Consider the following 11046-nt stretch of genomic DNA (forward strand, 5'->3'; position numbering starts at 1 on the left):
CGGATGTCGTTGAAGCGTGGACGGTGCTGGTGTTCGCCGTCCTGATCCTGGTGGGCGCGCCCCTGGCCGGGGCGGCCGCCGCCCGGTGGGCCCATGACGAGGCGCGGTCGGTGGCGGCGGAGCAGCGGGCCGAGCGGCATCGCGTCCGGGCCGAGGTCGTCGGCACCACCGACTCGCTCCCGTCGATGCAGGCCGGCGGGCAGCACGCGTATCGGGCGACCGTGCGCTGGACCGAGCCGGGCGGAGCCACGCGCACCGCGACGACGCGGGTCCCCGCGGACACCAAACGAGGCGAGACCGTGGACGCCTGGTTCGACGACCGGGGGCGGAGCGTTCTCCCACCGGTGGACGGGTCGGCGATCTGGCAGCACACCCTCGCCATCGGGACCTGCGCCACGGGCGGTGCGGTGCTCCTGGTGCTCTTCGGCCACTCCTTGGTACGCCGGGTCGCGCTGCGGCGCCGGATGGCCGAGTGGGACCGGGCGTGGGCCCGTACGGAACCGGAGTGGACGCACCGCCGGGCATGAGACGCGAACACCCCTGGGGACGCATCCGGCTGAGGACACCAGGTGACCCGACCACCTGCGCGCGATCTCTCCCCGACGCCATGCTCCAAGATCACGCTCCTACGCCTGCGACCAGGGCCTCACCCTCGCAGAGCGAACAGCGGTTCGGAGCCAGGCCGGAACAAGACCCTGGCCAGTCCTCCTACCACCCACGTAGTGTGATCATCCGCATAACCCCCGTAGCTGCTCCTCACTCAAGGCGGTCCTACATGGCCCTGTTCGACCTTCCTCTCGACGAGCTCCGCGAGTACCGCAGCGCGGCCACCGAGCCCGATGACTTCGACGCCTTCTGGTCCAAGACTCTCCAGGAGGCGCGCCGGCATGATCTGGACGCCCGCTTCGAACCGGTCGACACGGGCCTGTCCACCGTCCAGGTGTTCGACGTGACGTACGCCGGTTTCGGCGGTCATCCGGTCAAGGGCTGGCTGACGCTGCCGGCGAGGGCGGAGGGCCCGCTGCCGCTGGTCGTGGAGTTCATCGGTTACGGCGGCGGGCGCGGGCTTCCCCACGAGCACCTGCTGTGGGCGTCCTCGGGCCGGGCGCACTTCGTGATGGACACCCGCGGGCAGGGCAGCGCCTGGGGCGGAGGCGGCGGCACCGCGGATCCGGTGGGCGGGGCGCCCGCGTACCCCGGTTTCATGACCCGCGGCATCGATGCCCCGGAGAACTACTACTACCGCCGGGTCTACACGGACGCGGTGCGTGCCGTCGAGGCGGCCCGCTCGCACCCCCTGACCGACCCGGCGCGCACGGTGGCCGTCGGTTCCAGCCAGGGCGGCGGCATCACCATCGCGGTCGGCGGACTGGTCCCGGACCTGGTCGGCATCGCGCCGGACGTGCCGTTCCTGTGCGACTTCCCGCGCGCGACGACGCTCACGGACCGGCAGCCGTACCGGGAGATCGGCCTCTACCTCAAGACGCACCGCGGCCGCGCCGAGGACGCCCTGCGCACGGTGTCCTACTTCGACGGCGTCCACTTCGCCGCCCGTGGGCGCGCCCCCGCGCTCTTCTCGGCCGCCCTGGAGGACCAGACCTGCCCGCCCTCGACCGTCTTCGCCGCCTTCAACGCCTGGGACCACGAGGACAAGTCGATCGAGGTCTACGACTTCAACGACCATGAGGGCGGCGGCCCCTTCCAGCAGGCGGCCAAGCTGCGCTGGATGCGCTCGTACATCTGATCCGGCCGTTCACACCCGGCGGGCTTCCTCCCGGTCCGACCAGTCGGTACGTTCATCGCGCCCGGACCGTGACACAGCGGCCCGGGTCGAAGACCGTCGGCGGAGGGGCTCATGTCCGGGAACGAGACACAGATGCACGGTCACTGTGACCCGCGGTTCACCGCGGTACGCAGGGCGTTCGAGGAGAACTTCCGGGAGCGGGGCGAACTGGGCGCCGCGGTGGCCGTCACCGTCGACGGCGAGACTGTGGTGGATCTGTGGGGCGGCTGGGCGGACGCGGCGCGCTCCCGGCCCTGGGAGCGGGACACGCTGGTCAACGTGTGGTCCACGACCAAGGGCCCGGTGGCGCTGTGCGCGCACATCCTCGCCGACCGGGGGCTGCTGGACCTGGACGCGCCGGTGGCCGAGTACTGGCCCGAGTTCGCCGCGGCGGGCAAGGAGAAGGTCCTCGTACGGCATCTGCTGTCCCACCGCGCCGGTCTGGCCGGCCTGCGGGAGCCGCACTCGCTGCAGCAGCTCTGCGACTGGGAGCTGACCACGCAGCGGCTCGCCGCGACCGAGCCGTGGTGGGAACCGGGCACCCGGTCCGGCTACCACGCGCTGACCTACGGCCATCTGGTCGGCGAGGTCGTACGGCGGGTGTCGGGACTGCGGCCGGGGGACTTCCTGGCGCGGGAGGTGACGGGGCCGCTCGGGATCGACTTCAGCATCGGCCTGCCGGAGCGGGAGACCGGCCGCGCGGCCGAGCTGGTCCAGCCGGCGGTCACGGCGAGCAGTGCACAAGCGGCGGCCTTCGCCCAGTTGGCGCCTGCGGCCATCGCCGCGCTGACGAACCCGGCGGTGTCCGCCGCCGGGGCCCTCACTCCCGGGTGGCGGGCCGCCGAGATTCCCGCGGCGAACGGTCACGGCACCGCGCGTGCGGTCGCGGGACTGTACGGCGTCTTCGCGGGGCGCGGCTCGTACGGGGGTCATCGCGTGCTGTCCCCCGAGGCGGCCGAGCGGGTGCGCGAGGGGCAGGGCGGTTGCCGGGACCTGGTGCTCGGCGCCGGGTTCGAGCACGAGACGGAGGTGGGGCTCGGGCTGTGGCTCAGCGGCCCCGACAGCTCGTACGGGCCCAACCCGCGCGCTTTCGGACACGACGGCTTCGGCGGCTCCTGTGGGCTCGCCGACCCCGAGGCGGGGGTGTCCCTGGGCTATGTGATGAACCGGATGAGGCCTCATATCGCCAACGACCCGCGGAAAATGGCCCTGGTCGACGCCCTGTACGGCGCGCTGTGAGGGCGGGCGCGGGCGGGCAGGTTTCGGCCGAACCGCCCGGCCGCCCTTCCCGGCTGGTTTAGACCAATGCTAGATCTGGTGGCGCACCGAGCCCGAACGGCTACCGAACGTCACCCACAGGAGGGGCGGCATGGCCCGCACCACCCCGCACGACCCCCCGCCGGCCGAGGGAGAGCCCCTGTACCGCCGGATCGCGACGGAGTTGCTCGGCGAGCTGCGCGACGGCACCATCCCGCCCGGTGAACGACTGCCGAGCGAACGGCGGTTGGCCGGTCACCTGGGGGTCAGCCGGGAGACCGTACGGCAGTCGCTGGAGCTGCTTCGCCGCGACGGGCTCGTCACCACCGACCGGCGCGGCAGCCACGCCACCCTGCCCGGCCTGCCGGTCGAGACCCCGGCGTCGCTCACCTTCCCGGTCGGCGCCGGGGCCCCGGCCCCGGGCAGTGTCGCCCGCGCCACCGTCACCTGGGAGGCTCCCCCGCCGGACCACGCCGAAGCCCTGGGGCTGGCCCCCGGCCGCCCGACCCTGATCCACCGCTACCGGTACGCGACCGCCGGCGGGCAGGGCCGGCGGACCGCGGTGACATCGTTCTCCGCCGTGGCGCTGGCGGAGGTGGAGGAGCTGGCCCGCTACCGCGACCGCGCCGACGGCACCGCCGCCGCGCAGCTGCGCCGGGCCTACGACTGGATGCGCCGGGCCGGGCTGACCCTGCACCACCGTGACACCATCACCCGCCCCGCGAGCGCCCCGTCGGTACGGGTCACCCGGCAGGTGCACGACCAGTACGCCCGCCCGCTGGAGATCACCGATCTCATGGTGGACGCCCAGCAGGACGCGCTGGTCTACGAGTTCACTCTGCCGGGCCGCGCTGCGGCACCCGCGGCCGACCACGGCCCGTCACCCGTTCGGCGGACTGCCCACGCGGGTTCCCGGAGATGACGGAGATCATCGAGACACGGCACGGCTCCCCCAGGCGACCTCCGAGAGGATCCCCATGACCACGTTCACGACCTCCGACGGAACCGAGCTCTCGTACAAGGACTGGGGCGCGGGGCAGCCCGTGGTGTTCAGTCACGGCTGGCCCCTCAACGCGGACGCGTGGGACGGGCAGGCCCGGCTGGTCGCAGAGCACGGCTTCCGGGCGATCGCACACGACCGCCGCGGACACGGCCGCTCGGGCCAGCCGTGGCAGGGCAACCACATGGACCGGTACGCCGACGACCTGGCCGAGCTGATCGAGGCACTGGACCTCACCGACGCGGTCCTGGTGGGCCATTCGACCGGCGGCGGTGAGGTGGCCCGCTACATCGGCCGGCACGGGACCGCGCGGGTGGCGAAGGTCGTGCTGCTCGGTGCGGTGCCGCCGCTGATGCTGCGGACGGAGGCCAATCCGGAGGGCACGCCGAAGGACGCCTTCGACGGGATCCGCGCCGGGGTCGCGGCGGACCGCTCGCAGTTCTACTGGGAGCTGAGCGAAGCCTTCTACGGCTTCAACCGGCCCGGCGCCGCCGTGTCGGAGGGCGTGCGGCGGGCGTTCTGGATGTGGAGCATGCAGGCCGGCCTGAAAGGCGCCTACGACTGTGTCGCGCAGTTCTCGGAGACCGACTTCACGGAGGACCTGCGGCGCATCGACGTGCCGACGCTCGTCGCGCACGGGGACGACGACCAGATCGTGCCGATCGCCGCCTCGGCCCACCGCACCTCCCAGCTCGTCAAGGACGCGACGCTGAAGGTGTATCCGGGTGCCCCGCACGGTCTGGTCGGCGACTTCGAGAGGGCGTTCAACGACGATCTGCTGAACTTCCTTCGCGGCTGACGAGCACCTCGGCACCAGGCCTAGTGCCCTGAGAGGTCGGGTCCGCGAAGTCCCGTCGTTCGCCCGGAGGACGGGCCCCGCGGCGTCCGGTGCGTGCTCTCGGCGTGCCGGGCAAAGTCCCTCGTACCGGACGTACTCGGGGCCTCGTCCGGTGCGGCGAGTGCGGGTACCCCCTGCTCGAGCGGAGTCGAGAGCTCGGGGGAGCGTGCCAGGCGCCGCGGGACAGGCGGACTTCGCGGACACGGCCTAGCCCGGCAGCCGGGCCAGGACGAGCCGTACCCGGGGGCTGCCGTCCGGCCGCCGCCCGAACTCCGGGAGCGGCTGGAGCTCCACCCCGAAGCCTGCTTCCGCGAGTTCGCGCCGCACGTCCCCGAGGCGGAAGGCGCGGTAGTACATGACGAACTCGGGCCGCCAGAGCGCGTTGCGCACCCGCATCACGGTGTCGAACCCGAGCACCATCCAGTAACCGAGCGAGCCCGGGCGGGGCGGCGCGACCAGCGGGAACGCGAAGCAGCCGCCCGGCCGCAGGACGGACCGGACCTGTGCGAACAGCCCTGGCAGTTCGCGGGGCAGAAAGTGGCCGAAGGCCCCGAAGCTCACGACCAGGTCGAAGGCGGGGGCGAAGGGCAGGGCGCGCGCGTCGGCGCGGACCCAGGAGATCTGCGGGCCCTGCGTCCGCACTCGCCCCCGGGCGACGTCGAGCATGCCCGCGCTGAAGTCGACGCCGGTGACGCGCTCCCGGCACACCCGCTCCAGCACCCCGACGCCCGCGCCGGTGCCGCAGCACAGGTCGAGCCCGGCGTCGAAGGGCCCCACCCGCCGCAGCGCCGACCCGACGGCGTCGAGGACCGCGGGGGGTGTCCGGAAGGGCGTGTGGTCGAACTTCGGCGCGAGCAGGTCGTAGCCGCGCTCGACGGACGACAGCGCCTGGACGGCGAGTTCGCGCAGGCTGGGGCCTTCGGGGCTGAACATCGGCTCAGCCTAGGGGAGTCCGCTGCTTCAGGACGGCGAGTACGCGCTCACACCAGCGAAGGTTCTCCTCCTCGAAGCCGATGCCTCCCATCAGGGTGAGGTACGGGCCGACGCGGTCGGTCTCCCGGAGGTACTCCTCCTCGCTGCGGCCGGCCAGGAGGCGCTCGCGCACCCGCCGGTAGCGGGCGAGCTTGCCGCGGGCCCACGCCTCGCGCTCCTCGACCAGCGCACGGGTCGCGTCCGGGTTCGCGCCGTCCATGGCCTGGATCTTGATGAGGAGTTCGTCGCGGATGGCGGTGGGCCGCCGGGGCGACGTGGCGGCGAACGAACGCAGGTCCTCGCGGCCCGCCTCGGTCAGCGTGAACATGCGCTTGTCGGGACGCCGTTCCTGGCGCACCACCCTGGCCTCGATCAGGCCGCCCTGCGCGAGGCGCTCCAGTTCGCGGTAGAGCTGCTGCGGGGTCGAGGCCCAGAAGTTGGCCAGCGACACGTCGAAGACCTTCGACAGCTCGTACCCCGAGGCCTCGCCCTCCAGGAGCGCCGCCAGAACGGCGTACTTGAGAGACATATGGACACCGTATCAACGGTTGACTAATCTACTCCGCACCTACTCAACAAATTGACTAAGGCGGTTTCGATGCGTGCATTCCGTGAGGCGGTCGAGAAGCTCGACCTCGACGCCGCCGTGGCGCTGCTGGCGCCGGACGTCGTCTTCACCAGCCCGGTCGTGTTCAAGCCGTACGCCGGGAAGGCGATCACCGCGGCGATCCTGCGCGCCGTCTCCGAGGTCTTCCAGGACTTCCGCTACGTGCGCGAGATCAACGACGTGAACGGCCGCGACCACGCCCTGGTCTTCACCGCGCGCGTGGGTGACCGGGAGATCAACGGCTGCGACTTCATCCATCTCGACGAGAACGGGCTCATCGACGAATTCACGGTGATGGTGCGCCCGTTGTCGGGGGCCCAGGCCCTCGCGGCGGCCATGGGCGCGCAGTTCGAGCGGATCGCCGAGGAAGCGCGCACCCGCTCGAACTGAGCGACACCTCCGGAGATCCGTTTCCGGCGTTCTCCCGGCGCCCGCGGCCGGTTCAGGGTTGGATGTCCCCATGACGTCCCGCGAGCACGACCGGCTGATGCGGGCCAACCAGGCGAACTGGGACGCCCGCACGCCCGTCCATCTCGCCAGCCGCTTCTACGGCCTCGACCAGGACCTCGACCCCGAGCGCTGGTTCGCCCCGTTCGAGTGGGAGGACCTCGGCGAGCTGGCCGGGCGTGACGTACTGCACCTGCAGTGCCACCTCGGCACGGAGACGATCGCCTTCGCACGGCGCGGTGCCCGGGCCGTCGGTCTCGACTTCTCCGCGGCGTCCGTGGCGGCCGCCCAGGACATCGCGGCGAAGGCCGGCGCCGATGTGACGTACGTCCGGGCGAATGTGTACGACGCCGCCGAGGCCCTGGACGGGCGGCGGTTCGACGTCGTCTACACCGGCAAGGGCGCCCTGTGCTACCTCCCCGACCTGGACCGGTGGGCGGACACCGTCGGCCGGCTTCTGCGCCCCGGCGGCCGGTTGTACGTCGTGGAGTTCCATCCCCTGCTCAACGCGCTCGGACCGAAGCCCGCACCGGGCGAGGGACCCGAGCTGCTCCTGCGCCACGACTACCTGGGCGGCGCCGGGCCGGTGCACCGCAACGGGACCCACACCTACACGGACGGCCCGGCCGTCGAGGGCGCCACGGACAGTTACGAGTGGATGCACGGAATGGGCGAGGTCCTCAACGCGTTGACGGATGCGGGGCTCGCCGTGCGGCGTCTGCGTGAAGGCGACGAACTTCCCTGGCCGCGCTGGCCTCGGATGGCCCGTACGGAGTCCGGCTGGTGGCGCCTGCCCGAGCCGCGGATCCCGTTGCTGTACGGGCTGCTGGCCACGCGCTGACCTAGCCCGATCTAGCCCGCCGAGGTATCCGGCCCACAACCGCCGCTTTCGGTGGTACATTGCCAAGAGCACTCGTGTACGCCCCTCTTTGCGGGCGCCGGTGCCGATTTTCACCTCTCTCCTTCATCTCCAGCACCACGACGTGTTCGTCGTATCCGAGGTGCTGTTCCCCCGTCGCCCGGAAGCGCGCCAACAGGCCCTCCCTTCGCGGCTCTCTCCCCTTCCCTTCGCACATCTCCTGCCTGCCGTCCGTGAAAGGACACCCACCACCATGACCACCACACTCGAAAACCCACCCGTACAGCAGCAGTCCCCGGCCCGGACGGTGTCCGGCGTCCTCGACATCGACGCGAGCGGAAGGGGGCACCTGCGCGGTGAGAACTGCCTGCCCACGCCCGCCGACCTCGTGGTGTCCCCCGCGCTGATCCGCCGGTACGGCCTGCGCAAGGGCGACCTCGTCGAGGGCGTGACCGGCGACCGGCGCGGCCTGACCGATGTCGCACGGGTCGACGGCCGTACACCCGGGGACCCGCGCGGCCGGCGCCACTTCCGGGACCTGACACCGCTGCACCCGCACGAGCGGCTGCGGCTCGAACACCCCGCCGCCGGACTGGCCGGACGCGTGGTCGACCTGATCGCCCCGGTCGGCAAGGGCCAGCGCGGCCTCCTCGTGGCCCCGCCCAAGACCGGCAAGACCGTCCTCCTCCAGCAGGTCGCCGCCGCCGTCACCGGCAACCATCCCGAGTGCCGGCTGATGATGCTGCTGCTCGACGAGCGGCCCGAGGAGGTCACCGACATGCGGCGCTGCGTGCAGGGCGAGGTGTACGCCTCGACCTTCGACCGCAGCGCCAAGCAGCACATCGCGCTCGCCGACCTGGTGATCGAGCGCGCCAAGCGGCTCGTCGAGGCCGGTGAGGACGTCGTCGTCCTCCTCGACTCGCTGACCCGGCTGTGCCGGGCACACAACAACGCGGCCGCCTCCGGTGGCCGCATCCTCACCGGGGGTGTCGACGCGTCCGCGCTGACCGGCCCCAAGCGGTTCTTCGGCGCCGCCCGGACGGCCGAGGAGGGCGGTTCCCTCACGATCCTCGCGACCGCGCTGGTGGAGACCGGCTCCCGGGCCGACGACTTCTACTTCGAGGAGCTGAAGAGCACCGGCAACATGGAGCTCCGCCTGAGCCGGGACCCGGCGTCGCGCCGCGTGTTCCCGGCCGTCGACATCACCCCCTCCGGCACCCGCCGCGAGGAACTCCTGCTGCGCCCGGCCGAGTTGGCGGCCGTCCACGGCCTGCGGCGCGGGCTGCAGGGCCGGGACGGGCAGGGCGGCCTGGATACCCTCCTGGAGCGGATGCGCGAGACACCGGACAACGCGACGTTCCTGCGGCGCATCCAGCCGACGTTGCCTGCGGACTGATGCGGCGGGCCGCTCCCTGGGGAGCCACCGAGCAGTCGAGGATGCGTCCGTCCACGGTGCCGATCAGCAACCGGCGGGGATCGGTGAGTTCGAGGGACAGGGCCGTCGTGGGGAGGCCGCCGATCGTCAGGCGGTGCCGCCACCGGACCGTGCCGTCGGCGGCGTCGAGGGCCACCAGCTCGCCGGAGTTGAAGGCGCCGTAGACCGTCTCCTCGATCCCGTCGACGGCTGTCGCCGGCCGGTCGGCGGGGAACTCCCAGCGGAGGCACCGTCCGTGAGGCTCCGTCGGACGACGAAGGCACTGTGCGACAGGGTGCGGCGGGAGCCGTAGAAGGATCCCGCGTGCACCAGGTGGCGGCTCTCCGGTGGGCCGACTTCGACGCCGGGCCCGCCGAAGAGGTGCCGGGCCGGTGACTGCCAGCCGAGCGGGAACAGCCGCCGGGGCGCGTCGAGGTCCGGGTCGACCTCGACCACCCCACTTGTCGCGCCACGAGGCACGCTCCGCTCCTTCGAGGAAGAGCAGCCGGCTGCTGCGGCGGACCGGGAAGGCATGGTTCGAGGAGTCGAACCCGCCCAGTGGCACGGTCGGCCCCGGAGCCTGCGCGGCGGGCGGGATCTGGGTGACGGGCCGGGGATGAGGTCCGTACCGCCTCTCGAGCGGGGTCGGACGCAGTGCCAGCCAGCCGTCCCGGCGCGGGGTGATCGTGACGGGCGAGTCGAGCGTCAAGGTGCCGAGCGTCTACGGCGACGGCCGAGGGCAGGCCGATCTCCGCGAAGGGATGGTCGCCGAGGACACGGCGGACGGTCGGGGGTCGGGAGATCATCCATCCGGGTGCTAGCGCGTGGAGTGCGGCCCCGTCGTCGCCGCGCGGAGCAGGTCCGTTTCTACGTTGATCATATGATCATCGGATTCTCTTCCCGGGTGGCCGTGCCAGCCGGTGCGCTCTGCGTGGCGGGGCTGCTGACGCTGATGCCCACGGCGGCGGCCGACCCCGGCGGGGCGGAGCCCACTCCGCCGGGCGGGCCGAGGGCCGCGGCCCCGCACCCCTCGCTGCTGTACCGACCCGGCACCCAGGTCCGTCCGCGCACCGGAGTCGCCCGCCTCCCCAAGGTCTCCGCATTGTCCTGGCTGGTGGCCGACGCCCGTACCGGGGAGGTGCTCGCCGCCCACAACGCGCACCGCAAGCTGCCTCCGGCCAGCACCCTGAAGACTCTTTTCGCCCTCACCGTGCTGCCCGGCCTGCCGGCGGGCGTACGGCACACGGTCCGCGAGCGGGAGCTGCGGGGCATCGGTGCCGGCAGCAGCCTGGTCGGTGTCGCCGAGGGCCACACGTACCGGATCGCCGATCTGTGGCGCGGTGTCTTCCTCAACTCGGGCAACGACGCCGTGCACGTCCTGGCCGAGCTCAACGGCGGCTGGCGGGTCACGGCCGAGCGGATGCAGGCCAAGGCCCGGTCCCTCGGCGCCCGCGACACCCACGTGGTGTCACCCGACGGCTACGACGCACCGGGCCAGGTGTCGTCCGCGTACGACCTGGCGGTGTTCGGCCGGGTGGGGCTGCGCAACCCCGACTTCGCCCGGTACTGCGCCACCGTCGAGGCCAGGTTCCCCGGCGGCGGCAACGGGTCGTACCCGATCCTCAACACCAACCGGCTGCTGAGCGGCGCCAAGGGGGTGAAGCCGTACCGGGGGCTGATCGGCATCAAGAACGGTTACACCAGCAAGGCGGGCAGCACGCTCGTCGCGGCGGCGCGCCGGGACGGGCGCACCCTGGTCGTGACGGTGATGAACCCTCAGGAGGGCGGTGGGTCCGCCGTGTACGAGGAGGCCCGTTCGCTGCTCGACTGGGGCTTCAGGTCGGCCGGAAAGGTCGAGGCGGTGGGCTC

General features: G+C 72.4%; 11 protein-coding genes and 1 pseudogene. 9 read left to right on the forward strand and 3 right to left on the reverse strand.

Annotation, left to right across the window (positions count from 1 at the left end; translation table 11 throughout):
• From ABZ281_RS19380 to ABZ281_RS19400, 5 genes are all read left to right on the forward strand, one after another.
• On the forward strand, positions 1–527 hold a 527-nt coding region (locus tag ABZ281_RS19380; protein WP_356657025.1), incomplete at its 5' end, for a hypothetical protein.
• A gap of 248 nt (positions 528–775) precedes the next feature.
• Positions 776–1744 carry an acetylxylan esterase gene (locus ABZ281_RS19385; protein WP_356657027.1) on the forward strand — a complete coding sequence of 323 codons (969 nt, stop codon included), beginning with the start codon at positions 776–778 and terminating at the stop codon, positions 1742–1744.
• A 111-nt stretch (positions 1745–1855) separates the two neighbouring features.
• On the forward strand, positions 1856–3022 hold the full coding sequence (locus tag ABZ281_RS19390) for a serine hydrolase domain-containing protein (protein ID WP_356657029.1): 1167 nt from the start codon (positions 1856–1858) through the stop codon (positions 3020–3022).
• Between the two features lie 130 nt (positions 3023–3152).
• Positions 3153–3962, forward strand: coding sequence for a GntR family transcriptional regulator (locus ABZ281_RS19395; protein ID WP_356657031.1), 810 nt, complete (start codon positions 3153–3155; stop codon positions 3960–3962).
• 55 nt (positions 3963–4017) lie between these two features.
• On the forward strand, positions 4018–4839 hold the full coding sequence (locus tag ABZ281_RS19400; RefSeq protein WP_356657033.1) for an alpha/beta hydrolase: 822 nt from the start codon (positions 4018–4020) through the stop codon (positions 4837–4839).
• Between the two features lie 246 nt (positions 4840–5085).
• Here the strand turns inward: ABZ281_RS19400 and ABZ281_RS19405 are convergent, their stop codons facing one another.
• A complete protein-coding gene (locus ABZ281_RS19405) occupies positions 5086–5811 on the reverse strand; it encodes a class I SAM-dependent methyltransferase (RefSeq protein ID WP_356657035.1) in 726 nt (241 codons plus the stop codon).
• Positions 5812–5815: 4 nt separating this feature from the next.
• A complete protein-coding gene (locus ABZ281_RS19410) occupies positions 5816–6379 on the reverse strand; it encodes a PadR family transcriptional regulator (RefSeq protein WP_356657037.1) in 564 nt (187 codons plus the stop codon).
• Between the two features lie 69 nt (positions 6380–6448).
• Between ABZ281_RS19410 and ABZ281_RS19415 the strand changes: the two genes are divergently transcribed.
• The 3 genes from ABZ281_RS19415 to rho all read left to right on the forward strand — a co-directional run bounded on the left by ABZ281_RS19415 (position 6449) and on the right by rho (position 9159).
• Entirely contained in the window at positions 6449–6847 is a 399-nt protein-coding gene (locus ABZ281_RS19415; RefSeq protein ID WP_356657039.1) for a nuclear transport factor 2 family protein, read from the forward strand.
• A gap of 70 nt (positions 6848–6917) precedes the next feature.
• A complete protein-coding gene (locus ABZ281_RS19420; protein ID WP_356657041.1) occupies positions 6918–7745 on the forward strand; it encodes a class I SAM-dependent methyltransferase in 828 nt (275 codons plus the stop codon).
• A gap of 271 nt (positions 7746–8016) precedes the next feature.
• Positions 8017–9159 carry a transcription termination factor Rho gene (gene rho, locus ABZ281_RS19425; RefSeq protein ID WP_356657043.1) on the forward strand — a complete coding sequence of 381 codons (1143 nt, stop codon included), beginning with the start codon at positions 8017–8019 and terminating at the stop codon, positions 9157–9159.
• Positions 9160–9322: 163 nt separating this feature from the next.
• On the opposite strand, the pseudogene ABZ281_RS19430 reads toward rho, so the two are convergent.
• Positions 9323–9742, reverse strand: a pseudogene (locus ABZ281_RS19430) (hypothetical protein); the annotation flags it as partial.
• A gap of 315 nt (positions 9743–10057) precedes the next feature.
• Here ABZ281_RS19430 and ABZ281_RS19435 point away from each other — a divergent pair.
• Positions 10058–11046: serine hydrolase (locus ABZ281_RS19435; protein ID WP_356657045.1), on the forward strand; the 989-nt coding region annotated here is incomplete at its 3' end.

The organism is Streptomyces sp. NPDC006265 (genome assembly GCF_040613555.1).
In the GTDB taxonomy this organism is placed as follows: Bacteria; Actinomycetota; Actinomycetes; order Streptomycetales; family Streptomycetaceae; genus Streptomyces.

Coding starts and splice junctions, on each gene's coding strand:
- ABZ281_RS19385 (WP_356657027.1), top strand. CDS start 776: ATGGCCCTGTTCGACCTTCCTCTCGACGAGCTCCGCGAGTACCGCAGC.
- ABZ281_RS19390 (WP_356657029.1), top strand. CDS start 1,856: ATGTCCGGGAACGAGACACAGATGCACGGTCACTGTGACCCGCGGTTC.
- ABZ281_RS19395 (WP_356657031.1), top strand. CDS start 3,153: ATGGCCCGCACCACCCCGCACGACCCCCCGCCGGCCGAGGGAGAGCCC.
- ABZ281_RS19400 (WP_356657033.1), top strand. CDS start 4,018: ATGACCACGTTCACGACCTCCGACGGAACCGAGCTCTCGTACAAGGAC.
- ABZ281_RS19405 (WP_356657035.1), bottom strand. CDS start 5,811: ATGTTCAGCCCCGAAGGCCCCAGCCTGCGCGAACTCGCCGTCCAGGCG.
- ABZ281_RS19410 (WP_356657037.1), bottom strand. CDS start 6,379: ATGTCTCTCAAGTACGCCGTTCTGGCGGCGCTCCTGGAGGGCGAGGCC.
- ABZ281_RS19415 (WP_356657039.1), top strand. CDS start 6,449: ATGCGTGCATTCCGTGAGGCGGTCGAGAAGCTCGACCTCGACGCCGCC.
- ABZ281_RS19420 (WP_356657041.1), top strand. CDS start 6,918: ATGACGTCCCGCGAGCACGACCGGCTGATGCGGGCCAACCAGGCGAAC.
- rho (WP_356657043.1), top strand. CDS start 8,017: ATGACCACCACACTCGAAAACCCACCCGTACAGCAGCAGTCCCCGGCC.